25 protein-coding genes are annotated in these 24748 nt (G+C 52.3%); 11 read left to right on the top strand and 14 right to left on the bottom strand.

Going from position 1 to position 24748, the window contains the following annotated elements:
* The first annotated feature begins 84 nt into the window (after window positions 1-84).
* The 5 genes from GEI7105_RS0118575 (at window position 85) to GEI7105_RS0118595 (ending at window position 4777) form a co-directional block, all read left to right on the top strand.
* On the top strand, window positions 85-324 hold the full coding sequence (locus tag GEI7105_RS0118575) for a DUF7219 family protein (protein WP_017661932.1): 240 nt from the start codon (window positions 85-87) through the stop codon (window positions 322-324).
* Between the two features lie 122 nt (window positions 325-446).
* Window positions 447-1838, top strand: a complete 1392-nt coding sequence (locus GEI7105_RS0118580) for a CRTAC1 family protein (RefSeq protein ID WP_026097770.1) — start codon at window positions 447-449, stop codon at window positions 1836-1838.
* A gap of 134 nt (window positions 1839-1972) precedes the next feature.
* The gene (locus GEI7105_RS0118585; RefSeq protein WP_017661934.1) at window positions 1973-2746 is read left to right on the top strand and encodes an SDR family NAD(P)-dependent oxidoreductase; all 774 of its coding nucleotides are present in this window, start codon (window positions 1973-1975) and stop codon (window positions 2744-2746) included.
* A gap of 133 nt (window positions 2747-2879) precedes the next feature.
* On the top strand, window positions 2880-3572 hold the full coding sequence (locus GEI7105_RS0118590; protein ID WP_158413228.1) for a tetratricopeptide repeat protein: 693 nt from the start codon (window positions 2880-2882) through the stop codon (window positions 3570-3572).
* Between the two features lie 8 nt (window positions 3573-3580).
* Window positions 3581-4777, top strand: a complete 1197-nt coding sequence (locus tag GEI7105_RS0118595; RefSeq protein ID WP_051044211.1) for a tetratricopeptide repeat protein — start codon at window positions 3581-3583, stop codon at window positions 4775-4777.
* 67 nt (window positions 4778-4844) lie between these two features.
* On the opposite strand, the gene plsY is transcribed toward GEI7105_RS0118595, so the two are convergent.
* Together plsY and GEI7105_RS0118605 are read right to left on the bottom strand one after the other, a co-directional pair.
* Window positions 4845-5540: a glycerol-3-phosphate 1-O-acyltransferase PlsY gene (plsY, locus tag GEI7105_RS0118600; RefSeq protein WP_026097771.1), complete on the bottom strand. Its 696-nt coding sequence runs from the start codon at window positions 5538-5540 to the stop codon at window positions 4845-4847.
* A 285-nt stretch (window positions 5541-5825) separates the two neighbouring features.
* Complete coding sequence (locus tag GEI7105_RS0118605) at window positions 5826-6245, bottom strand: response regulator (RefSeq protein WP_035493371.1); 420 nt, start codon at window positions 6243-6245, stop codon at window positions 5826-5828.
* On the opposite strand from GEI7105_RS0118605, the gene GEI7105_RS38620 reads away from it, so the two are divergent.
* From GEI7105_RS38620 to GEI7105_RS33680, 3 genes are all read left to right on the top strand, one after another.
* Window positions 6239-6412: a hypothetical protein gene (locus GEI7105_RS38620; RefSeq protein WP_158413229.1), complete on the top strand. Its 174-nt coding sequence runs from the start codon at window positions 6239-6241 to the stop codon at window positions 6410-6412. The two genes, GEI7105_RS0118605 and GEI7105_RS38620, sit on opposite strands and share 7 nt — an antisense overlap.
* Window positions 6413-6495: 83 nt before the next feature.
* Window positions 6496-6696 carry a hypothetical protein gene (locus GEI7105_RS35190; protein ID WP_071592084.1) on the top strand — a complete coding sequence of 67 codons (201 nt, stop codon included), beginning with the start codon at window positions 6496-6498 and terminating at the stop codon, window positions 6694-6696.
* Window positions 6697-7410: 714 nt separating this feature from the next.
* Window positions 7411-9417 (top strand): Calx-beta domain-containing protein, encoded by a 2007-nt coding sequence (locus GEI7105_RS33680; protein ID WP_144053865.1) that lies wholly within the window; start codon window positions 7411-7413, stop codon window positions 9415-9417.
* Between the two features lie 219 nt (window positions 9418-9636).
* Here the strand turns inward: GEI7105_RS33680 and GEI7105_RS0118625 are convergent, their stop codons facing one another.
* From GEI7105_RS0118625 to GEI7105_RS0118645, 5 genes are all read right to left on the bottom strand, one after another.
* Window positions 9637-10977 carry a TldD/PmbA family protein gene (locus GEI7105_RS0118625; protein WP_017661941.1) on the bottom strand — a complete coding sequence of 447 codons (1341 nt, stop codon included), beginning with the start codon at window positions 10975-10977 and terminating at the stop codon, window positions 9637-9639.
* A gap of 32 nt (window positions 10978-11009) precedes the next feature.
* Window positions 11010-11591, bottom strand: coding sequence for a Uma2 family endonuclease (locus GEI7105_RS0118630; protein ID WP_017661942.1), 582 nt, complete (start codon window positions 11589-11591; stop codon window positions 11010-11012).
* A 5-nt stretch (window positions 11592-11596) separates the two neighbouring features.
* On the bottom strand, window positions 11597-12178 hold the full coding sequence (locus GEI7105_RS0118635; RefSeq protein WP_017661943.1) for a Uma2 family endonuclease: 582 nt from the start codon (window positions 12176-12178) through the stop codon (window positions 11597-11599).
* 5 nt (window positions 12179-12183) lie between these two features.
* Window positions 12184-12744 (bottom strand): Uma2 family endonuclease, encoded by a 561-nt coding sequence (locus GEI7105_RS0118640; RefSeq protein WP_017661944.1) that lies wholly within the window; start codon window positions 12742-12744, stop codon window positions 12184-12186.
* A gap of 74 nt (window positions 12745-12818) precedes the next feature.
* Complete coding sequence (locus GEI7105_RS0118645; RefSeq protein WP_017661945.1) at window positions 12819-14288, bottom strand: TldD/PmbA family protein; 1470 nt, start codon at window positions 14286-14288, stop codon at window positions 12819-12821.
* A 129-nt stretch (window positions 14289-14417) separates the two neighbouring features.
* Between GEI7105_RS0118645 and GEI7105_RS0118650 the strand changes: the two genes are divergently transcribed.
* Together GEI7105_RS0118650 and GEI7105_RS0118655 are read left to right on the top strand one after the other, a co-directional pair.
* Entirely contained in the window at window positions 14418-14618 is a 201-nt protein-coding gene (locus tag GEI7105_RS0118650; RefSeq protein WP_144053866.1) for a hypothetical protein, read from the top strand.
* A 436-nt stretch (window positions 14619-15054) separates the two neighbouring features.
* The gene (locus GEI7105_RS0118655; protein WP_017661947.1) at window positions 15055-15849 is read left to right on the top strand and encodes a prolyl oligopeptidase family serine peptidase; all 795 of its coding nucleotides are present in this window, start codon (window positions 15055-15057) and stop codon (window positions 15847-15849) included.
* On the opposite strand, the gene GEI7105_RS0118660 is transcribed toward GEI7105_RS0118655, so the two are convergent.
* The gene (locus GEI7105_RS0118660; RefSeq protein ID WP_017661948.1) at window positions 15850-16737 is read right to left on the bottom strand and encodes an AEC family transporter; all 888 of its coding nucleotides are present in this window, start codon (window positions 16735-16737) and stop codon (window positions 15850-15852) included.
* 67 nt (window positions 16738-16804) lie between these two features.
* Here GEI7105_RS0118660 and GEI7105_RS0118665 point away from each other — a divergent pair, with 67 nt between their 5' ends.
* Window positions 16805-17584 carry a class II aldolase/adducin family protein gene (locus tag GEI7105_RS0118665; protein WP_017661949.1) on the top strand — a complete coding sequence of 260 codons (780 nt, stop codon included), beginning with the start codon at window positions 16805-16807 and terminating at the stop codon, window positions 17582-17584.
* A 19-nt stretch (window positions 17585-17603) separates the two neighbouring features.
* Here the strand turns inward: GEI7105_RS0118665 and GEI7105_RS0118670 are convergent, their stop codons facing one another.
* The 6 genes from GEI7105_RS0118670 to GEI7105_RS0118700 form a co-directional block, all read right to left on the bottom strand.
* Window positions 17604-18302 (bottom strand): ATP-binding cassette domain-containing protein, encoded by a 699-nt coding sequence (locus tag GEI7105_RS0118670; RefSeq protein WP_017661950.1) that lies wholly within the window; start codon window positions 18300-18302, stop codon window positions 17604-17606.
* A gap of 264 nt (window positions 18303-18566) precedes the next feature.
* Window positions 18567-19715: an ABC transporter permease DevC gene (devC, locus tag GEI7105_RS0118680; protein ID WP_017661952.1), complete on the bottom strand. Its 1149-nt coding sequence runs from the start codon at window positions 19713-19715 to the stop codon at window positions 18567-18569.
* Window positions 19716-19858: 143 nt separating this feature from the next.
* Window positions 19859-21163 (bottom strand): ABC exporter membrane fusion protein, encoded by a 1305-nt coding sequence (locus GEI7105_RS0118685; protein ID WP_017661953.1) that lies wholly within the window; start codon window positions 21161-21163, stop codon window positions 19859-19861.
* A 145-nt stretch (window positions 21164-21308) separates the two neighbouring features.
* Entirely contained in the window at window positions 21309-21941 is a 633-nt protein-coding gene (locus GEI7105_RS0118690; protein ID WP_083862423.1) for a TetR/AcrR family transcriptional regulator, read from the bottom strand.
* A gap of 118 nt (window positions 21942-22059) precedes the next feature.
* Window positions 22060-23229 carry a type II secretion system F family protein gene (locus GEI7105_RS0118695; RefSeq protein WP_017661955.1) on the bottom strand — a complete coding sequence of 390 codons (1170 nt, stop codon included), beginning with the start codon at window positions 23227-23229 and terminating at the stop codon, window positions 22060-22062.
* 59 nt (window positions 23230-23288) lie between these two features.
* Window positions 23289-24422, bottom strand: a complete 1134-nt coding sequence (locus tag GEI7105_RS0118700) for a type IV pilus twitching motility protein PilT (RefSeq protein WP_144053868.1) — start codon at window positions 24420-24422, stop codon at window positions 23289-23291.
* Between the last annotated feature and the right edge of the window lie 326 nt (window positions 24423-24748).

Below are 24748 nucleotides of genomic sequence, written 5' to 3' on the forward strand. Positions count from 1 at the left end.
GCAAATTTCAAATACTCAATTTCAAAAATTGAATTTAAAACATGAAAATTGCAAAGTCATTATAGTGCGATCGAGGAATCAATAATGGACGAACGCTCTAATTTTATTTTTCCCCGAGGGCGATATTACGGCGAATTCAAGCCTGAAAACGTTGTGTTTAACGCCAATCTACAAGAATTCACTCAGCGAGTTAATTACATTTGTAACTTAGAAACGAGCGGCAAAATTTCACCCCAAGAGGCGTACGATGCCATTAAAGCTTTGTGGAAACAGCTCAGACAATCCAAACGAGAACTTAACATCGGCGATCCCTCTTCCTCTTAAAGCCGACCGACGGGTTCGCTGATGCAGCAATCGACGCTATAGCAAGGGCTTGAGCGACTGTTTCTTCCTAAGAGATTCGTTAAAATTTGAGAAAGCTCCCCACCACGACCCGTCAAGCGCCCATGTTTAGGAATTACAGTCACTTGCTGCGCGACAATCCCGTCCGGCGACACCACGGTATGACAGTAACGGACGTTGACGGAGACGGTGCGTTCGAGGTGGTGGTGGCGGGGTTCGGACGCCCAAATTTGGTTCTGAAATGGAACGGAACGGAATTTATCGATATCGCCGACACCACCATCGCTAAAGTCGCCAACGCCGCTCTCGGTGCGATCGCCGCCGACCTCGACGGAGACGGCCGAGAAGAACTCTATCTCCTAAACGGACACGCTCCCAAGGGAGACCGCCACGCCCGCCATCAATTGTTATCGTTTCAAGACGGAAAATGGATCGATCTATTTTCTCGTCCCGAAAACCAAGACGCCCTCAACGCCACGATCGCCTGTGCTGCGGTGGGTCTCGATCGCATCGGTCGCGGTCGGTACGGGTTTTTCGTCGCGAACGCCGCCGGTCCGATGCGCCTGTACGAAGCCGACGAAAACGGACAACTGGCCGACGTCGCCCCCGAGGTAGGACTCGATCGCCTCTCGAGCGCCCGAGGTTTAGTCTCGCTTCCGTTGGTCACGCCTTACATGGATATTTTCGCCACCACGGACGACGGCGCCAACTTACTGTTTTGCAATCGCGGCGACGGAACGTATGAAGAAGTAGCCGAAGCAGCGGGATTGCGAGACCTTCACAAACACGGTCGCGGTGTCGCCGTTCTCGACGCCGACGGAGACAGCAAGTTCGATATCGTTTACGGAAACTGGGAAGGATCGCACCGCTTATTTTTACAGGGTGCAACGGGACAGTTTCGCAACGTCGCCCCCCAAGAAATGGCGCGATCGTCCCGAGTTCGCAGCGTCGTCGCGGCGGATTTCGACAACGACGGTATCGAAGAGATTTTTTTCAATAATTTAGGAGAGCCGAACCGTCTGTTTGGGCTGCGGGATGGGGCTTGGCGACAACTAGATATCGGCGATGCTTGGGAACCCGACAGCTTCGGAACGGGGGCGGTGGTGGGCGATTTCGACGGCGACGGCCGTTTGGAGTCGATCGTCGCTCACGGGGAAGCGGGGGCGCAACCGCTGACGCTCTATCGACCGCAATTGACGGATGCGGGATGGTTGCGAGTGTTACCGTTAACCCGTTACGGCGCACCGGCCCGAGGGGCGGTTTGTCGGTTGACGGTGGCGGGAGAACGTCACGTTCGGGCGATCGACGCGGGAAGCGGCTATCTCTGTCAGATGGAACCGGTCGCCCATTTCGGTTTAGGATCGCACCGACGGGTCGATCGCCTAGAAATTTATTGGCCGGACGGGGCGAAGGTGTCGCTCGATTCTCCAATGGCGAACCAGTTGATTCGGGTTCCCTATCCGGGATCGGTGTTGGGAAAGTTTGAAATTGGCTGAGGATCGGTTTGGAGAAGGGGAGAGGGGGAGAGGGGGAGAGGGGGAGAGGGGGAGAGGGGGAGAAACTGCTGACTGTTCCCTGTTCCCTGTTCCCTGTAAAAGGCTAGTGACTGAAAAAGGGGAAAAACGGGTAAATGGCTTCGTGTTTTGAGGGAGTTCGATCGCTCGATGTAGCGGTAATTGGGGCGAGTCAGGGGATTGGATTCGGCTTCGTCCGACATCTACTCGCCGACGATCGCGTTCGTTCTATCGAGGCCACCTATCGCAACCCTGAGTCTGCGAAACCTTTGTTAGAGCTGTCTCAGTCTCACCCGACGCACCTGCGGTGTTCTCTTGTAGACGTGACAGACGAGTCGCAAGTGGAAGCCTGGGCGAACCGGCTTCACCAAGATGTGGGAACACTCCATCTCGTCGCGAACTGTGTGGGAATTCTCCAAGAGGGGGCGATCGAACCGGAGAAGAGTTTGCGTCAAATCGATCCCGATCGCCTGTTACGGTATTTTCAAGTCAACAGCATCGGCGGAATTTTGTTAGCCAAGCATCTGTTACCGTTGTTTCGTCACGGCGATCGCAGCGTGTTCGCCAGTATTTCCGCGAAAATTGGCAGTATTGGCGATAACTATCTCGGAGGCTGGTACGGCTATCGCGCCTCGAAAGCAGCGTTGAATATGTTTTTGCGAACGGCGGCGATCGAATATTCTCGAAAAAGTCCTCGAACGCTGGTGGTGATGCTACATCCGGGAACCACGGACACGCGGCTGTCTCGTCCGTTTCAGCGCAACGTTCCCCCAGAAAAACTCTTTTCGATCGATCGCACGGTCACACAGTTACTCGGCGTCATTGAGGGATTGACCGACGACGATAGCGGCCAGTTTTTCTCCTGGGATGGAAGCCGACTTCCGTGGTGAGGCGATGGAGTGATGAGATGATAATGGGATAATGAGATGGGGGAACTCCATTTTTTCGGACTTCGATACCATTTTTTCGCCCCCGTCCGACGATCGTTCTTCACTGTTCGCTGCAAAAAGAGGGCGTCTCACCATGAAAGGGTACTCGATCGCTCGACAAGGACTCATCAGCGCGATCGCCGCGATCGCCTGGGGAATAAGTGGCGGAGTCGCCGTCGCTCACAACGGTTGTGAAGCTGACGCCATCGATAACGCAGAATACTATTACGAATACTATCTGACCGTTTGTGCCAAAGGGAGCGGGATCGAGGCGGTAACCGCCTGCGATAAAGCCTTGGATTTGCGCCCCCGCGACGCGCGAACTTGGACGAATCGCGGGGTGCAGTTGGGGAGTTTGGGAGAATACGAGGCGGCGATCGACTCTTATCGTCGCGCCCTCGACATTGCGCCGGATTATTCCCTGGCTTGGGTGAACCTCTGCGCCGATCGCATTAGTTTAGGACGCTATTTTGAAGCCACCGAAGCTTGTCAAAACGCCCTCGACGGCGACGGACGCTGGGGCGAACTAGGAGAGGATTTCGCTTGGTACAATCTCGGTGTGGCTCGAGAACGACTCGAACGTTACGGGGACGCGCAAGAAGCTTATCTTCGCGCCTTGGAATTCGACTCGGACAACGCCGCTGCTTGGAACGGGTTAGGCTATGCGTTGGAGCGGTTGGGGCGATATGAGGAAGCTCTCAACGCTTACCAGCGAGCGGTGAGTCTGGCGCCCAACATCGCGTTGTATCGCGATAATCTCGAGACGGTGTTGTTGCGAATTCGTTAATGCTTGCGATGAAACTTAGCCTCTGTGCGATCGTCAAAAACGAGGAATCTCGACTTCTCGGATGTTTGGAAAGCGTTCGAGGCGTCGCCGAAGAAATCGTGGTGTTGGATACGGGATCGCACGATCGCACGGTGGAAATCGCCAAAAACGCGGGTGCGATCGTGGGACACTTCGACTGGTGCGACGATTTCGCCGCTGCGAGAAACGAAGCCTTGAAACTCGTCACAGGAGACTGGGTGTTGGTTCTCGATGCAGACGAACGACTCAACGGGAAGGCGATTCCCTCGTTGCGAACCGCCATTGAAGCCGAAGACGCGATCGCCGTCAATTTAATTCGTCAGGAAATCGGTGCGTCCCAGTCGCCCTATTCGATCGTGTCGCGATTGTTTCGCCGACATTCAGAAGTCTACTTTACTCGTCCCTATCATGCCACCATCGACGATTCGGTGGGGAAACTGCTGCAACGGGAACCTCGCTGGAACGTCCGCCATCTCGATCGAGTGACGATTTTTCATGAGGGATACGAACCGGGAACGATCGCCTCTCAGGGGAAGTTTGACCGGGCAAAAGCTGCGCTCGAACGCTATCATCGAGAGCATCCTAACGATCCCTATGCGTGCAGTAAGTTGGGGGCGCTCTACGTGCAGATGGGAGAGATTCACAAAGGGATGAAACTGCTGAATCGGGGACTGTCGGCGCTGGCGGTGACGGCACCGGTAGCCTTTGAGTTACGATACCATCTGGGAATTGCTTACGGGCAACAGCGACAGTTCGATCGCGCCGTCAAGCACTATCGCCTCGCCACGGAAACGGCGATCGCACCGTTGGCGAAACTCGGGGCTTACGTGAATTTAGGATCGGCGTTGCTGCAAATGGGGAATCTCGCCGAGGCGAGACGAAGCTTTGAAACAGTCGTGCAAATCGATCCGAGTTTCGCGTTGGGATTTTACAACCTCGGGGTAACGCTGCGAGGGTTGGGACAGTTTGAAGCGGCGATCGACTGTTACCGCCAAGCGATCGCCCTCGATCCCCAACACGCCAATTCTCACCGCAATTTAGGTTTGACGCTGTTGCAAATGGGAAACGTCCTCGATGGGATGTTAGCAGTCAAACAGGCGATCGCGCTTTACGATCGCCAAAATCCCTTAGAAGCGCAACGACTCCGAGATGCGTTTCCGACTCTAGCGGCGCAACGGGATAGGTAATGCTCGAATCGAGGCGAAGACTGGGGTGAACTCGCGCTGCTCTGCACTGTTCGATCGTTTTCAGCGTCTAATCAGACGGTTGAACTTGCTGTCCGAGGCGAGGTTCGGTTCCTGATAACAAGCGATCGATATTCGAGCGGTGGCGGAACAACACGTAAGCGGTGGCGGCGATCGCAAACAGACAGAACGGAAGGGGTTGATGGGTTCCGAGCATCAACACAGAAATTAAAATTGCCGATAACATCGAACTGAGCGAGACGATCCGCGAAATGCTCAATACGAGCGCGAAAATGGCGATCGTTGCCAAACCAATTTGCCAAGAGAGGGCTAACAACACGCCGAGGCTGCTGGCGACGGCTTTTCCTCCAGTGGTGAGTTCGGGACTTCGCGCCGAACCGGTCATCAACCAAATGGATTTTGCATGGCCCAGCAGTGCGGCTAATCCCGCCAGCGTTACCATCCAAGGCTGCCATACCTGTAAAACTTCGACTGGGGCGATCGCGCCGAGCGTACCGATCGACTCGTACGTTCCGCGCACTACAGTAATGGCCGCAACGGCTTTTAGGATATCGACGAGCAACACGAACAACGCTGCTTTTTTTCCCACGACACGCAGTACGTTCGTCGCTCCCGTAGAACCGGAGCCGTGTTTGCGAATATCGACGTTTTTCACGCGATACGCCACCCAGTACCCCGTGGGCGTCGATCCCAACAGATATGCTGCGATCAACAGCACTCCATTCAACCCCAGCCATGCAGCCATACTCGACAATCTGCCACCTGTCTGTTAATTCAGCAGCATTTTATCAGAGTTCGCGATCACCCCCTAGGTAAGTTTGCAATTTTTTAGAGTCACCCGTCACCCGTGAAGACAGGGAACAGGGAACAGGGAACAGGGAACGGGGAATCAGGAACGGGGAACAGGGAACAATTAATCGTTTCTCCCTCTCTCCCCCTCTCCCCCTCTCCCTCTCTCCCCCTCTCCCCCTCTCCCCCCTCTCCCTCTCTCCCCCTCTCCCCCTCTCCCCCTCTCCCCTGAAGAAGCTTCTTATCCTCTCATCTCTCCATCTTCCGTCTTCGGTAACATGGCGCGAATTTGAGCGATAAAGTCGTTGTGGTCGAGAATGGGTTTGGCAATGTAGCCGTCTGCACCGCTTTTTTTGAGAAATGCCTCGCGATCGCCCACCATCGCGTTGGCAGTCACGAGAATTACGGGGAGATGAGCGGTTTGCGGATCGGCCTTCAGCAGCTGCGTAATGCGGAGTCCGTCTACGGGTTGCCCTTTGTATTGGCTGTTTCCCAAGGAAACGTCCATCAAGATAATATCAGCAGAACCCGATCGCGCGATATTGAGTATTTCGTCAACATCTTCGGTATGCAGAGCGTTTAAACCACCGCGTCGCGTGAGAATTTTTTGGAAAACTCGCCAGTTAATCGGATCGTCTTCGACGACTAACACTGTTGTCACGATCGTTACTCCCAAAGGCCCTGACCCTCATTTGTTCGCGCGATCGCGATCGGTATCCGGACGATCGCCAACCGTGGCGCATTACTTCTCCTCACTCCTTCCAAAGTTTAATGTTGGCAATTGGTCAGCGATCGCGATCGCGTCATTTTGTGATACCGATCGCCTGAAGAACGGGGTGCGATCGCTGGAAGATCTGAGAAAATTGTGCATAGTAATCCGGTAGTCTTGAATACAGACCCCGAGGATGCTTATGTTTTCATCAACAATTTCATCCACGATCGCCATTAGCGAAGTCGTAGTCAGGGTCTGGCGCTCGGGGTGTTTGACCCTTTCCGAACGACAGGCGTTGAGAACTGTACTGTTGGAAAATCGGATGTCTGAAGAAGACAGAGCAGCCATCGATCGTCTGCTTCATGCAGTGCGGCGTGGGTGGATCGAGATGCTCGATTGAGCGATCGCCAGCGAGACCTGGCACATTGAGTTTTATCGTAATTTTATCTGCGACCCTCGAGCGATCGCGGAACTTTTGTCGTGTTTGTCGTTCTGTGAGATCGGATGCCTTCGGATAGATTCGGTCGTAGTTGCGATGGCGATCGAACGACAACTATCCATTATAGTCGAGCGACACTCGTTCTGTCTTCCGTAAAATTCGGTATTTTTATTTTCCGTATAAACGCGCAAAAGCGATCGAAAAAAAATCAATTTATCTGTATTTACACTTTATTTTTTGAGTTATTTTTTTTGAAATTGTAATCAATAAAACCAAAAAAAGAAACTTATAATTTTTTTCCGGAAAGGTAATCTTATCGACCGTAAGGACAACAAATTGACGGCAAATAGAGGCGACTAGCCCCTATGTCAATTTATCCGTAAAAACACGGATACGACTTCGATCGCACGAGATCTCTATCCGATCTGATTGTCGTGGCAAGTTGTCCGACAACAGAAAATGCAAAATCTCAGATGATTTTTTGTCGGAGATTCTCATTGAGTGCGATCGAACTTAAATGTGCGTGAATTCGTTGAGATCGAATTCAGTGCGAACGAATCGAGTGCGAAGGTTTCGCACAAATTTCGTCAGAGTCAAGCCATCTCCATCGTTCGTGCGTGCGTGCCGTCCGCACCGTCGCATTGTATCGAAATCGATCGCATAGAGAGCGAGACTATGGTTGCACTTGACTTAAGTTCCGTCAGTTCCGTTACCCTCGACTCCGAGGCGAACCTGTTCGTGGCCAACGACGACAACAACCTCATCGTGGCGGGAGCGGGAATCGATACGGTCGTGGGTATGGGAGGCAACGACTATATCTTCGGGAACCAAGACGACGATCGACTCTACGGCAACGACGGCGACGACGCCATCTATGCCGGCCAGGGAAACGACATGGTTCGCGGGGAAGCAGGAGACGACGAAATTGTCGGCGATCGCGACAACGACCTTCTCTTTGGAGGCAGCGGCAACGATAGCGTCAGCGGAGGCAGCGAAAACGACGAAATCTACGGAAACGACGACGCCGATTTACTTTACGGCAACCAGGGAGTCGATAGCATCTTCGGCGGCGACGGCAACGATACCGTCATGGCCGGCAAAGATAACGATGTGGTCTTCGGAGATTTCGGCAACGATCTCCTCTACGGCGACCTCGGCGACGATACCCTCTACAGCGATGTCGGCAGCGATACCCTCTACGGTGGAGAAGGCCGCGATCGCTTTTCCCTCAGTCCGACCACCGGCGGTTCGGCTCTCGAAAACGCCGATATCATCGAGGACTACAACCCCAACGAAGACAGCTTGTTACTCATCGGCGGATTGACCCTCGATCGCTTAAACCTCGAGGCCGGAACCGACGAATACGCCAGCGATACCATCGCACGCGATCGCCAAAGCGGTGAATATCTCGCGATCCTTAAAAATATCGACAGTCGCACCTTAGAACTCGCCCTCGGACTCAATTCGAGTAATTCGGGATCTGGAGGTAGTAGCGATCCCAGCGATCCCAGTACGGGATCTGGAGGCGGTAGCGATCCCAGCGATCCCAGCGATCCCAGTACGGGGTCTGGAGGTAGTAGCGATCCCAGCGATCCCAGCGATCCCAGTACGGGGTCTGGAGGCGGTAGCGATCCCTTCTCCTTCTTCGACACCTCTAACTTGCGCGTCGGGTTCATCGGATCTCAATATATCGTCCGAGAAGACGACGGAACCGTGAGTTTGACCCTCGAACGTTCCGACGCGATCGCGGCAACGACCGTAGACTACCGTACCAGCGACGGATCGGCCCGAGCCGGTAGCGATTACACTGCAACCTCCGGCAGCGTGACCTTTAACCTCGGGGAAGTCCGAAAAACCGTGACGATCCCGATCTCGAACGACAACGACACCGAGGGAGACGAAACCTTTAAAGTCACGCTCACCAACATCGATGGCGGCGTTCTCGACAGTTCCGACGAAGTGACCGTCACCATTGAAGACGACGATAGCGTACCTACACCATCGACAGGGAGTTTACCCGCCGCGATCGACATGAGCTTTGTTGGCTTTTTTCCCAGCGATTCCGAAGCCACCATTGCCGCGACGAGCGCACAGCGGTTGACGATCGGAACGCAAACCCTTTACATCGGCACGCATCAAGCCAGTAGCATAAACCAAAACCCCATCATCGCCAGTTTCGACAGCAGCAATCCCAGTAACAACTGGATACGCACCGACTACGAAGCGACAGGAGCAGACGGACGGGGTTACGGTTTGTTCTGGAACGGGAGCAACCTCTACGCCGTATTTAGCACCGACGGAACTCAAGGTACGTCCAGCCAAGACTGGCGACGGGCCAGCGGTAGCGCCACTCAAAACTGGCTCAAGAGTTATGGAGCGGGCGGCGGTGCTAAGGTGTCCGTTATCGGTCAAATCGACTTGGCTACGGGTGAGTTACAAAGTGCGGCGTATCTCTCGGCGCTGTTGGGTAGTGGCAACAGCAACACCCTGACGATTACCGATGTCACTACCAATGGCAGTGGAAACCTCGTCGTCAGCGCCCGCTCTTTCTTCAGTCCTCGCAATCCCGACGGTTCGGCGATGACTCAGGTGGGTTCGGACTCATCACCGTTCGACTACACTCTCGAGATTTCCCCCGATCTCCGCACTGTCGTCGATACCTCTGCCGTGGGCTGGGTTTAATTCCATAGGGTGCTTGACTCGAACAATAGGGTGTCGTCGCCAGAGCAAAAAATTGTCACGCACCGCTCCTACAGGCACATGTTGAGGAGATGATGGGATGAGGAGGTGAGAAGTTGGCTGTTCACTGTAAAAAGTGCGTGACGCGGCGGGCTAACGGCCAACATCGATCGGACAACCCGCCATCTTTTCCCACCCGCGTCACGACACCCTACGGCTCGTCTATTCTCCTGTCACCGAGAGTCCGTCTACCCAAATCCGGGGACAAACGCCGCCAGGGGTGACTTCGGCTTCGGGTTCGACGTAAATAATCGACTTCAGCAGCTCGCGGATGTCTCCGGCGATGGTGGCGGAATCGACGCTGATTTTTTCGCCTTGGTTCACCAGCCAACCGTCAAAGGGAAGCGAAAACGACCCCTGTAAAGCGTTGACGCCCGCGTGTAACGCGCTGAGATCGTCGATTAAGATGACGTTTTCGGCGGTGTCGAGGCTGTAGCTGTCTGAGGGAGTCGAGGCGGCGAAAACATGGTAAAAATCAGGGCTGACGCTGACTTTCGCGCCCATGTTGGCGTGTCCCGTGGGTTGGGCGTTCATGCGTTTCGCCGTTCCTGCACTGTGGAGAAATCCCGTCAGCACCCCGGCTTCGATGAGGGGAACCCGTCGCGTCGGCGTTCCTTCGCCGTCGAAGTAACTCGGCGTCACGTTCTCCGGATGTAAGGCGTCGTTGAATACCGACAGCAACGGCGAGGCGATCGCACTTCCCAAGGAATCCGCTTTCGACAGACTGCGGTTGTCGAGAATGCTTTGGGCGTTGTACAGGTTGGAGAAGGCGTTGAGAAGGCTCAAAAAGGCTTCCGGGGAGAAGACAACGCGGTATTTCCCGGTTTTCACTTTTTGATAGTTCAAATAGGAAATCGTCTTTTCCGCTGCTTCTTTCAAGCAACCTTCCACATCTAAACTATCTAAACCCACGTTGACTTTATAAGCCCCCGCCGAACGGGGTTTTTTCCCTTCCTGTTCCGTTTTGCTGTAGAGATACACCGAGGCGACGGAGTGGGCTTCGTGACGCAGTGCGCCCTCGCTGTTGAGATAGAAGCGATCGAGATCTCGTTGGGCTAAGCCGTTGTAGGGAACGCTGGCGATCGCCGGATGTGCTTCGAGAAGTTGTTTTTCCAAATCCACGAGGCGATCGATCAGCGTCGAAACTTCCGCTTGCGGGGCGCGAATAGTTTCCATATTTTCGATGGGTTTCGTCGCCTCCGGGCTGAAATCGGGAACGTGTTCTGTCGCCCCGAATTCGCTGGCTTCAGCGGCGGTTTTTAACGCCAGTTCCAACCCTTGAGCGTTGGTGTCTGTCGTGGAAGTAATTCCAACGGTGTTGTTTCCGTTCCACACGCGCACGGTGACGCTGGAACGATTGGAAGCTTTGACTTGTTTCGGTTCGCCGCGATCGACTTGAACGCTAGTTTCGTCCACACTGGAACCGTAAATGTCGTACTTTTTCACGCCGATTTGAGCGGCGATATCTCGAACTTGACTGGCGAGGGTGTTAATGTCTGTCATCTTGCGTTGAACTGGTAATCTGAGCCGTAGTTTTAGGAATCGAACAACAAAAGGGAACTGTCGAGGGCGATATCGGGAAATGCAGAAACTGCGATGCGATCGCCCCTTTTCACAATTTGGGAACTTTGGTATTTCCCCTCAATGGGATTTCGATACACTTCAATTCGATTGGCGTTGGTGTCAACGATCCATACTTCGGGGATTTCCGCGAGAGCGTAACGGGGAAGTTTTTCGGTGCGATCGAATTCCAACGTGGTATCCGACACTTCGATAACGAGATATACGTCCGAAGCCGAAACCCCCGTTTCGATGTAAAAATCTTCGCGAGGAGGTAAAAGAACGATATCCGGTTGAGGTTCGGAACGATTGTTGAGAACGACGGGATTTTGAATATGGACGATCGCTCGAGTTCCAAACTCGCGTATCAACCAATTAGAAATGCGATCGACATACGCCGCGTGTCGTCTTCCAATCGGACTCATTTGAAGAATTTCCCCATCCAGTAATTCCACCCGTTCGTCTGGGTGAAGAATTCCTACTTCGCCCATGCGGTGATACTCGTCCACCGTTAACTGACGGTGTTTTATCGGATTGAGAACCTTAACTTGAGTCATCGAAATTACTCCTCAAACAGAAGTGTATTCAACTCGATTTCTCGATTGGGAAACGCCAAAATTGAGATGCGATCGCCCCGGCTGAGAATTTGGGAAGTTTGGTATTTCCCCTCAACGGGATTGCGATACACTTCGAGTTGGTTCGCGTTCGTGTCAACGATCCACACTTCGGGAATTTCAGCGAGGGCGTAACGGGGAAGTTTTTCGGTGCGATCGAACTCCAACGTGCTATCCGACACTTCAACAACCAAATATACATCCGACGCTGAAACCCCCGTTTCGATGTAAAAATCTTCGCGAGGAGGTAAAAGCACGATATCCGGTTGAGGTTCGGAATAATCGTTGAGAACGACGGGATTTTGAACGTCGATAAACGTTCGAGAACCCAATTCATCTTTCAACTGATTTGCAATCCGAAGTACATACGCCGCGTGTCGTCTTCCAATCGGACTCATTTGAAGAATTTCCCCATCCAGTAATTCTACCCGTTCGTCTGGGTGAAGAATTCCCGCTTCCGCCATGCGATGGTAGTCTTCCACCGTCAACAGGCGAACTTTTATCGGATTGAGGACTTTAACTTGAGCCATCGAAATTACTCCTCAAATAGAAGTGTATTTAACTCGATTTCTCGATTGGAAAACGCCAAAATTGAAATGCGATCGCCCCGTTTTAGGATTTGGGAACTTTGGTATTTCCCCTCAACGGGATTTCGATAAACTTCAATTCGATCGGCATTGGTGTCAACGATCCACACTTCGGGAATTTCAGCAAGGGCGTAACGGGGAAGTTTTTCCGAGCGATCGAACTCCAACGTACTCTCAGCAACTTCAACAACCAGATATACATCTAAAGCCGTTGGAAGAGCATCGTAATACTCATTCTCGCGAAATCGTAAGAGCATCACATCCGGCTGAGGTTCGGAAAACTCGTTGAGAATAATTGGATTTTGAACGCTGACACTTGCTCTCGAATCGAACCATCTTAAAAAGAGTTTGACAATTCGATTGACATACGCCGCGTGTCGCGCTCCAATCGGACTCATTTTCAGGATTTTTCCATCGAGTAATTCCACCCGTTCGTCAGGGTGAAGAATTCCCACTTCCGCCATGCGGTGATACTCGTCCACCGTCAACTGACGCACTTTGAGAGCCATCTTCAACTTCCCTCAAAAAATCCCGTCAAAACCGTGGGGCGGGCGGCCTAAAGAGGACGCCCAAACCAACTGATTTATCGACCGCCAACCGTAATCGAATCGACTTTAATATGGGGTTGTCCCACCGTAACGTAAACGCTACCGCTGACAGAACCACAGAAACCCGGTGCCAATTCCACATCCTTAGAACACATAGAAATCTTGTTCATAATTTCCGTCGCTTCTCCGATGAGAATTGCCCCTTTCAGCGGCTTCGTAATCTTGCCATTTTCGATAAGATAAGCTTCCTCAACACCGAAATTAAACTCACCCGTGGGGCCGACACTTCCGCCACCCATGCGTTTGCAATAAATACCTTTGTCCACCGACGCGAACAAATCTTCTACCGAATAATCGCCCGGTGCAATGTAAGTATTCCGCATCCGAGAGGCAGCGGCGTAAGTGTACCCTTGACGGCGACCGCTTCCCGTGCGTGGATGTCCCGTCCGAACCGAACCCGCCCGGTCCGATAAGAAGTTTTTCAACACGCCGTTTTCAATCAACAGCGTCCGTTGAGCGGGCATTCCTTCATCGTCCATATCGATAGTACCGAACTCGCCGTCAGACAGTCCTTCGTCCCACGCCGTCAGACTTTCGTGGGCGATTTTCTGACCTTTTTTCTTCAAAAACGGCGTCGTTTCCCGCTCGATTTGCGTTGTTTCGAGAAGGTGTCCGCAGGCTTCGTGGAAAATCACGCCGCCGAAGGAATTCGCCATGATAATCGGGTATTGTCCCGACTCCACGTAATCGGCGTACATCATGGTTCCCGCCGCTTCAGACACTTCCTCGGCGGTGGCGTTGTAGTCCCAAGTCCGCAGAAACGCGGGGTTGCTGCTTCCGCCGACTCGTTGGCTGATAGAGGAACGGTTGTCGCCGTCGGCGCAAAGCAAGCTGTATCCGACGGATTGCGTCAGACGGATATCGCGGGCGAACACGCCATCGCTGGCAGCGACGAGGACTTCTTGCCAATCGCGGAAATAGGCAGCCCGTCGGGATTGTACGTGAGAGGCTTTGCGGTTGAGGGTGTCGTTCGCGGCGAGAAGAACGTCGCTCATTTCCCGCATGGAACTGCAATCGGCTAACCAGCCTTCTTTATTTTTGCGGGTGGCGTAGTCCCGCAACAGTTCCAAGTTGATGTCGGGAATGTAGGCGTTGGAACCCGGAAGACTCAAGCCCATGATGGACAAGCCTTTTTCCAGAGCGGCTTTCAATCCGTTGAAGGAGAGGTCGTTAGTGCTGACGTAGCAATCGGCTTTTCCGCGAAATACGCGCACCCCCGCCCCCGTGGAGAGTCGGGGCGAAATGCTGGTGATGGCGTCGTCTTCCGCCATGCAACTGATGTAGTTGGTGCGTTCGAGGAAAAATTCGATGAAATCGGCTCCGGCGGCGCGTCCGAGTCCCAGTAAAATCGAGAGGGGGGTACGCCAGGTTTCGTCAAAGCGATCGATGGGCGCGTGGTGTGAGACCTTGGGAAGTCCTTTTGTCAATAACGCGGTGGGTGGCATATATAACGTATTTCGTCTGATTTCACGATTCCTTAACCTAGTGTAACGTTTCTTGACAGAAGCGACCGGGGGGGAATTGAGAATTGACAATTAATGATTGAGAGTTCCCGGTGTAGTTATCGGTGTAGGTTGGGTGAAACGGAGTGGAACCCAACAGCATCAGGTTGGGGAATTGGTAAAATGCCTATCAAAATAAGTTCAAAAATCAAGAAATTTGATATTTTGTTGAAGCTTTTACTGATTTTTGTGTCGTGTTTTGAATTTGGCAATTTTCAAGCAATTTTAGATATAAAAAATGGGTCTTCGGAGTTTGTGGTTAAAAATGTATAATTCGATACAAAAAAATCAAAATTCGAGAGCCACAACCTTTGAAATCTCGTGGAGTTAGTTTTTCTGTCACCCTAAACTCCGAAGAGCCTAAAAAATCGTTTTTCTCGGCACATTATTAAATACGAAAAACACAAAAATAACAATGATAGAATTTTTAAAAAATACCAGTTTAGGTGTTGAGTTTCGTTCCTCCACCCAACCTACAATTTATCTTCTTACAATTTTTGTCTTATCAATTTTTCTGGCGAGTTGTGCGACTTCTAACGAAACCAATTCCACTATTTCGTCGAATCTTACAACAGAACCGTCCGCCACGCCAGAACCGGAACCCACACTAACCCCTAACCTTATCGAATCTAGTGTGACGCCACTATCCCTTTCGGAAACGAGTAAAAGTCGCCAGGAAACAGCATCCAAATTCGATCGCTCGTCGTCTATGCCTGAATCTGAATCCAAACCCAAAATCGCTAACGCCAACGTCGGTTGGACTCGTAACTTATCTCTCGAAGGCGTCGCTTACGATATTTACGTTCCCGAAAACTACAGCAGCGATTTAGCCTGTGCGGTGATGCTTCCCGGTTGGAATTTCGACAAATCTCGTTGGATCGACGAGACCAATTTACAAGCTCTCGCCGACGAATATGGCTATATTTTGCTGTTGCCGCAAATGGAACAAACACTCTATGAAAGTGCCTATTATCCCGAAACCGAAATGCGATGGCATCCATCTATCCCCGGCGGCGAATTTATGAGACGATATTTCATTCCCGCTATGCAGCAACGACATGGATTGTTAGTTCCCAGTCAACACAACACGTTAATCGGTCTTTCGACGGGAGGTCGAGGCGTCGCGTTAATTGCGTTAGAAAATTCCGGCTTATTTGTAGCAGGAGCGAGTTTTTCGGGAGATTTCAGTCAAGACAATATGACGGACGATCGCCTGATGACGGCGGTATATGGAGACTATCACCTATATCCCGAACGTTGGACTGGACGCGATAACCCCCAACGTCGCGTTTCTGAATGGCAAATGTCACTTTATTTATCCCACGGAACGGCTGACGATATCGTTCCCGAATCGCAAAGTTATCGGTTTTATCAAGCGTTAGTCAGTGCGGGGTTAGGAAAGCGCGTTGAGTATCGCGCGGTTGAAGGGGCAGGACATAATTTTGCATTTTGGGGAAGCCAATTACGTCCTGCGTTTGAGTTTTTCGAGCGTTTTCGACAGTAATTACGAGATCGCCCACAACACTAACGGCAACGTGACGAACGCCATCAACGTCGAAACCATAACCACTCTCGCCGTCCGCACCCCGTCCCCGCCGAACTCGTTTACCATTAAAAACGAACTCACCGCCGCAGGCATCGAACTCTGTAAAATCAACACCTGTCGATCGAGTCCCGTCAACCCTAACGCCGTCACCACGATAGAAGCCACGATCGCCCCACCGAGAAGACGCAACAAACTCGCTGCCCCTTCGTATAGCGTGACCCGGACTTTTGCACTGGCGACTTCCATTCCCAGCAACAACAACGCCATCGGAATCGTACCTTGGGCGAGAACGTGCAACCCTTCATCGAGTTTGAAGGGTAAATCGAAGGGTAACAGTCGCAGCAACAACCCCGACAGCATCGCCCAAATTAGCGGCAACTTCAGCGTAAAGCGAATCGCGTTGGCAAAACCGCCCCCTTTCAGAATCGCCGGCCCTGTGGAAAACACCAATATGCTACAAATAATCAAAACCACCACGGCGCGATCGAGTCCCGTCTCGCCAAAGGCAAAAAACGTCACTGACAATCCCATATTTCCCGTGTTGGGAAAGGATGTCGTCGCGACGATGCTTTTTTGAACCGTGGGGGAAAACTGCAACAACCGCCCCAATCCCCACGACAGCAGACACAGCAAAACGTAGACGACGGTAAATCCCAGGAACAATCCGGCTGCGTTTTCCGCCGTCAGGGGCATTCGGTAAATGGCGTCGGCGACGAGGGCGGGAGAAAAGACGAACAGCGTCAGACGGGAAAGGGAGGCGCGATCGAGATGTAGGGTTTTCTCGACGAAAAAGCCGATCGCCACGATGCAGGCGACGGGAAGGACGGCGGATAAAATAGCACTCATGGCAGTTGGCGATTTACGATGGCGTGGGTTCAGACAGACACTTGAAGCATTGTAAGGAGCGATCGAAATGCAAAAAACGCCGATTTCTGAGAAACTTAACCTCCCCCAACCGCCGGTTTTCGAGACTGTCGCCGAGGAACGCCTCCACCGCAAGCAGCGACTCGCCGCCGCCTTTCGCCTCTTCGCCCGCTACGGTTTCGATGAAGGCGTCGCCGGACATATTACCGCCCGCGATCCGGAATTTCCCGATCGCTTTTGGGTGAATCCTTTCGGAATGTATTTCGGACAGATTTGCGTGTCCGATTTGCTGTTAGTCAACGATCGCGGGGATATCCTCGAAGGCGATCGCCCCGTTAACGCCGCCGCTTTCGCCATCCACTCCCAAGTTCACGCCGCCCGCCCCGATATCGTCGCCGCCGCCCACGCCCACTCGCTTTACGGGAAAACTTGGTCGAGTTTGGGGCGTCTCCTCGATCCGCTGACTCAAGACGCCTGCGCCTTTTTCAACGACCACGCTCTCTTTGACGACTATACTGGAGTCGTCCTCGATCTCAGTGAAGGACAACGTATCGGGGAAGCCTTGGGCGATCGCAAAGCCTCCATTCTCCGCAATCACGGCTTGTTAACGGTCGGACATTCTGTTGACGAGGCGGCGTGGTGGTTTATTACGATGGATCGCTGTTGTCAGTCACAACTGGTAGCGGAAGCGGCGGGAACTCCCGTGGCGATCGATCTCGACACTGCCAAACTCACCCACAGCCAAATCGGAACCCCCTTTATGGGATGGTTTAGCTTTCAATCTCTCTACGACAAAATCGTTCGTGAAGAACCCGATTTACTCGATTAACTTCGATCGCGATCGATTGTTAATTGTGGTTTTTTTCGTCTCGTGTCAACCGTCCATCTTCGAGATACAATACGCGATCGGCAATATCGACGATGCGGGCGTCGTGGGTGACGATGAGAATGGAACTTCCGAACTCTCGGGCGAGTTGCTGCATTAATTCCACCACATCCCGCCCCGATTTGCTATCTAGAGAAGCGGTGGGTTCGTCGGCGAGAACCAATTGCGGACGGCTGACTAACGCCCGCGCGATCGCGACTCGCTGTTTCTGTCCGCCGGACAAGCTATCGGGGTAATCGTTGAGGCGATCGCCCAATCCAACGGCGCTTAAAATCGATTTGGCGCGGTTTTCGGCTTCGTTTTTTGTGAGTTCTCGGTGCAGTTGTAGCGACATCCAAACGTTTTGTTTGGCGGTGAGAAAACTCAGTAAATTATGTGCTTGGAAAATGTAGCCAATACCTCGCCGTACTCGCACGCGTTCGTCGTAAGATGCACCGAGTAGTTCTTTTTTGAAGACTTTAAGGCTGCCATTTTGAAGCGATCGTAATGCGCCGATGAGGGTCAGTAACGTCGTTTTTCCAGAACCTGATGGCCCCTCAATCATGGCAATCTCACCGGATTTTAAGTCCAGCTCGATATCGGACAAGACGTTTCGTTTCAGTTTTCCTTGTCCGAAGGTGTAGTTGAGTTGGCGGATTGAAACGATGCTGTCTGGTTTCATGTTTTTGGCGGTGGGATTGAAGGGAGGGATGCCCGACGAGTTTTTTTTAAGAGGGTTTCACCACAGAGACACAGAGGACACAGAGGGGTTTAAGGTTCATGGTTTAGAGTTTTTTTTAAGAGGGTTTCACCACAGAGACACAGAGGACACAGAGGGGTTTAAGGTTCATGGTTTAGAGTTTTTTTTAAGAGGGTTTCACCACGGAGACACAGAGGACACAGAGGGGTTTAAGGTTCATGGTTTAGAGTTTTGGATGGATTTGATTTAATTGAAAACGTCTGCGGGGTCGGCATCTCTGAGTTTGCGAATGGCGATCGCACCAGAAATACTACACATTATAATTGTGATTAATAGTAAGTTTAACGCGCGAGAAACTGTCATGTAAATTGGTAAAAATGTGGAGGTTCTTGTGAGTTCGTACAGCCACCAAGAAACGCCCAGTCCGGGTAAATATCCTAAAATTGCTAAAATAATGGCTTCTTGAATTAAAACTTTTAGTAAATAAGAGTCTCGATATCCCATTGCTTTTAATGTTGCATATTCGGGGAGATGGTCGGATACGTCGGAATACAAAATTTGATAAACGATTACTAATCCGACGAGAAATCCTACGAATACACCTAAGCTAAAAATAAACCCGATTCCGGTACTGTTTGCCCAATAATCTCGTTCCATGTTGGCAAATTCTTCTCGAGTTAAAATTTTTGTGTCTGATGTGATAAATTTTTGGATTTCCTGTTTTGCTGTTTCGATATCTACACCTGACTCGAGATGAATGACGCCCACTTCAATTTGTTCGGGATCTCGGTTTTTAAAGATTCTCAAAAAGGTTAGATCGCTACAGATGAAATTACCTTCTGCGGAAAAAGATGCGCCCAATGTAAAAAATCCCACCACACGCATACGAGTTTCGTTGACTTCCACTTCTAAAGCGGGATTTTGTTGAAATAACGTTTCGATCGCACCGTATTCGGGACGAGACGCGCGATCGAACAACACGCGATCGATCTCTGTGAGGCGATCGAGATTCTCTCGCACTTCTGGAAGGTTCAACGTCGGCTGTACTGGATCGATTCCAAATGCTAAAATTACCCGACTCGTCCCGTTTTCTGGATTTTTCCAATCCGCCGAACCGATATACATCGGACTCACATCTTCTACACCCTCGATCGCTCGCAGTCGATACAACTGACGCCGCGAAAAGCCTTTCATGGAAAAAATGGTTTGATAGGTGGAATTGACGAGAACCAACTCGCCGTTGATGCTGTTGTGAGGTCCGAGGGCGCTGGCGTACAACGCACTTTGAAACCCCACCTGGACGAACATCAGCACGTCTGCAAACGCAATTCCCGCGATCGCTGTCATCAATCGCGTTTTTTCTCGAGTCAGTTGTAACCAAGCAATGGGAAGCATGGGAATCGGGAATGGGGAACAGGGAACAGGGAAGAGTGAGCATAGCGAACAGGTAAAAGTTTAGCCTCATCACCTCACTGGTGACTGTTGACTGCTCGCTGTTGACTGCTCACTGTAAAAGGCTGGCGACTGTCTTTATCTCCTCACCGCGACGGTTGAATGGAAACCCGAATTTGGAGATGAGTTAAATCGCGGACGCGATCGCTGGCGTCGGGAGTGAGGCGAATTCGCACTTCGACCACGCGGCGATCGACATCGGAACCGGGTTGAGTGCTGAAAATCTCTTGACGGCTCACTTGCGTTCCCAGGCGCACCACTTCCCCCTCGAGTTCTCCTTCAAAAACGGGACTGGTTATCGTCGCCTTCTGTCCCAGTTCTACCCGTCCGATGTCGGTTTGGTACACTTCGGCGATCGCTTCCATGCTTTGGGTGTGTCCGACTTCCAAAATTCCCGCATCTCCGACGACTTCTCCAGTTCGCGCGTGGATTTCCAACACTCGACCCGCCACGGGCGATCGCACGAACGACTGTTCTAAGTCCGCTTCGGCTTGAAGAACTTCAGCTTCGGCGAGGCGAACTTCGGTTTCGGCGGTACGCACGTCTACGGGGCGCACTTCCGCGATCGCGTTCAAGGTGGCGCGATTTTCTTCAATTTGTCGTTGGAGTGTTGTTGTGGTGCGCTCGAGCTCTGCTTGAGCTTGGCGAATTTCTGCATTGCGCGTCGTGGCGATGCGATCGCGAGTCGCAACGGCTTCGCTGAGGCGTTCTTCCGCCGTGTCAGCGTTCAAACACAGGCGATCGCGCTCGGATGCAGACACCGCCCCATCGCGATACAGGCTGTCGTACCGCCGACATTCGGTTTTGGCGTACCGCACCTCGGCATCGATGCGATCGAGGGTGGCGCTTTGTTCGGCCAGTTCTCCCTGACGACTGGCTTCGAGTTCGGCTAAATGCGCCCGCTGGCTGGCAATTTGACCTTCGAGTTCGGCTCTGACACGCTCGAACCGCGCTGCTTGCGCCTCGATGTCTCCAGTTTTTGCTCCGGCTTCGACTTGTGCCAGTCGCGATCGCGCCGCCTCCACTCGCGCCTGTGCCAGTTCGAGATCGGCGGTTCGTCGATCGAGATTGTCTAACACCGCTACGACTTCACCGGCATTGACGAAATCCCCTTCGTCGACGCTCAGGCGATCGATTCTCACGCCTTCGACAGAAACGGGGGCGGACAAGCGCAACACTTCGCCTTGAGGAACCAGTCGTCCGAGGGCAGTAACGGGACGCGGTTGTGGCGCGATCGCCGGACTGGAAACGTTTTCGGTCGATGGGGGGTGCAGTAATTTCAATAACGGTTCGACGGACTGACCCGCCGCAAAACCAACGACGATCGCGATGGCAACTGTGGCGATCGTGCGTCGGTTTAGGGGAACTTGGGGGACAAATCGCGCAGTCATCGGTGAATCTCGGGCTTACGAGGTGACGTTTTTTGCGAACGAGACGCGTTGGGTCGAGGAGAAGACACAGAAAAAGGGTCAGAGAGACTGAAACTCTGGTGCGATCGCAGTAGAAATCCGTCTTTACTCATATTTTTCAGCTTCTTCACGATTTTTTGTCGTTTTTGAGGATGTTTGGATGGGAGTCGAGATAGGACACGAACATCTCTCGAAACAGCTCGTACTGTTCGCGGTAAGACAGCGTGTGACCTTCAAACATCCGTTCGAGGAGTAAGCCGTTGAAAAAGCACATGATGAAACTGAGTAATCGGCGATCGCGAATTCCCGTCAACTCGGCACATTCCGCCTGCCAGCGGGCGGCGATCGTCGCGATCGCGTCGTCGTTGGCTACCCCTTCGTTCTTTTGCTGTCTGTAAAAATCCACGATGACGAACAGGATCTTCAAATAGAAATCCTCGTTCTGCTCGACGACATCAAACGCTCGGGCGATGCGATCGTCGATCGACGTATCGCTCCCGAGACTGTTTCGGTAAATCGCCAGATCTTCTTCGCACAGGAGTTCCACCAGTTGCTCGAACAGAGATTTTTTATTGGGGAAGTAGTGATACAGAGTTCCCGTCGTCACCCCGGCAGTGGTCGCAATTTCCCGCATCGTCACGGCTTCGTAGCCTTTGCGAGCGAACAACTCGAAGCTCTCGAGCAAGATTTCTTTGCGATACTCTTCGCGATCGACGATTTTCGGCATAGTTCGGGACAGGTGGCGAACCTTGGGTGACATCTCGAAGGAGACTGTATTTATTATATCTAACGTTCGTTATAAAAAACAAGACCAAAAAAACGAGGTGTTGTCGAACACCTCGTTCTCGCAGCTCGAAGCCTAGACTTGCAGCCAGGAATCAACCGATCTCATCCATCACCGAGAACATCGGCAAGTACATCGACAGCAGGATCGATCCCACCATCCCACCGATGACCACGATCATGAGCGGTTCGAGCATCGAGGTCAGTCCTTTAATCGCCTGTTCGACCTCGTCCTCGTAAAACGCCCCCACTTTCATCAGCATTTTATCGAGTTCCCCAGTTTCCTCGCCGATGGACATCATCTGAACCGCCAAAGCGGGCATCACGCCCCGCTCTCGGAACGCCTCGCTAATACTGCCCCCTTCCTGAATCTGGTCTTTGGCATAGTCGATCGCGTCGGCAATAACCTCGTTGCCTGCCGTATCTCGTACGATTTCCAGCGCGTTGAGAATGGGAACCCCCGAACGAGTCAAGGTTCCAAAAACGTTACAGAAACTCGCTACAGCCGACTTTTCAATTAAGTCTCCAAAAATCGGAGCTTTCAGAAGTAACCCGTCAATTTGGAAACGGCCGGCAGGGGTTTGGTAATAAGCACGGATTGCGAACGCGATTCCGATGATAATTCCCACAAAAATGATAATCGCGTAATTGCGTTCCTCAACCCAGCTTTCAGCATCTGGCACGTCCACCGGCAGCGTCGGTCCGCGCAAAAAGAAACTGATGGTCATCATCATCTGAGTAAACGCCGGAAGTTCGGCATCGAGCTGGTCGAAAATCCCCGTAAACGTCGGCAGCAGAAAAATCGTCATGCCCAAAAAGATGACGACCGCAATACCTCCGACCGTTTGCGGATAAGACATCGCCGATTTCAGCTCGTTTTGGAGCTTCGCTGATTTTTCCAGCAGCAGTGCCAGACGGTTGAGAACTTCGTCGAGAACCCCGCCGACTTCCCCCGCCGCGACCATACTGACATAGAGTTTGTCAAAACAGCCGGGGTGTCGGCTCATCGCTTCTGCAAGGCTGCCCCCCTGTTCGACTTCATCTCGAATTTGAACCAGCGCTTTTCTGAGTTTAGGGTTGCTACACTGCTCGTTCAAAACGCTCAAACATCGCAACATCCCGACGCCCGCGTTAAACATCGCCGCGAACTGACGAGAAAAGATGGCTTTATCCTTAACCGTAACGCTCGTAATGGCAGCGGAGATCTTCTCTCCAAATTCGTTGATGTCAAATCCTTTCGATTCGACCCGTGCAGCGTTCGTCATAACTCAGTTCCCTAACAATCACAATACAGAGGCGGCCGTTCCCCGACCGCCACACAGACCTAACGCTTGGCTTTGGCTCGCTTCGTCCCTTGCGCGGCAGCGGGAGCGCCCCCAGCTTTCACGCGCGGGTCGACGAGGCGATCGAACTCGTCAACTTTCGAGGTTTTCGAGAGGGCTTCTTCATAGGTGACTTTGCCCTCGTTCACCAACCGAGCCAAACACATTTCCATCGTCTGCATTCCGACCTTCGATCCCATTTGAATCGACGAATAGATCTGACTGGTTTTCCCTTCCCGAATCAAGTTTCCGATCGCAGGGGTGTTGACCATAATTTCCTGAGCCGCACAGCGTCCACCGCCGACTTTCCGCAGCAAGTTTTGCGAACAAACCCCCACCAGCGACCCCGACATTTGTGCGCGAATTTGCGGCTGTTGGATGGGGGGGAACACGTCGAGCATCCGGTCGATGGTTGCCGAAGCCGAGTTCGTGTGCAACGTCCCGAAAACCAAGTGACCCGTTTCTGCCGCCGAAATCGCCAGCGAAATCGTTTCGAGGTCGCGCATTTCCCCCACCAGAATAATGTCTGGATCTTCCCGCAACGCCGCCTTGAGAGCGTTGGCAAAACTCTTCGTATCTTCGCCCTTTTGCCGTTGGTGGAACAAACTTTTAATATTAGGAAAAACGTACTCGATCGGGTCTTCGACGGTAAGAATGTGTTCCGATCGCGTGCGGTTGATCAAATCCAGAATTGCCGCCATGGTCGTGGTTTTTCCCGACCCCGTCTGTCCCGTAACCAAGACCATTCCGCGAGGCCGCATGGCCATTTCGCGCATAATTTCGGGAACGCCCAATTTCTCGAAATTGGGGATAGACGACGCCAACGCCCGCAGACAGGCGGCGAAACAGCCCCGTTCGCGATACACGTTGACTCGGAATCGGGCTAACCCTTTCACCCCATAGGCACAGTCGAGTTCCCAGTTCTGCTCGAGATCTTTTCGCTGGTTGTTGTTGAGCATACTAAAAATGAGGCGTTGGCACTCGTCTGGCGCAAGAGATTCACCAAACTGCGGCTGGGGGGTCAGTTTCCCGCTAATACGGAAAAAGATCGGCGCTCCCGCTTGAATGTGCATATCGGAGCCACCCTGTTCGATCAACGACTCCATTACGTCCTCGATCATGTAGTCTAGCGCCATGGGACTGAATTCCTCCTAGTTCGAGTGTGAGGCTGTTGTCAAAAGCTCAATGGCAGGACGCTCCAACAGCCCAATTCGTGTTTTTATTTTACCGTTGGGCAAAAATGAATTCGCCTGAGAATAGCGGCAAGTTGGGTTTCCCGCGAATACGGAAAAAGAGCGGCGCTCCTGCTTAAACGGGTATTTCGGAGACACCCGCTGCGATCGACGACTCCATTACGTCCTCGATCGGGTCGTCTAGCGCCCTGTCACTGCATTTTTTTTCCAGCTACTGGGGATTGTCGTGCGATGCGGGGTGGAACGCTCCAACTCGCCGAGCTTGGGTT

The organism is Baaleninema simplex PCC 7105, assembly GCF_000332355.1.
GTDB classification, from domain to species: Bacteria; Cyanobacteriota; Cyanobacteriia; order Cyanobacteriales; family Geitlerinemataceae; genus Baaleninema; species Baaleninema simplex.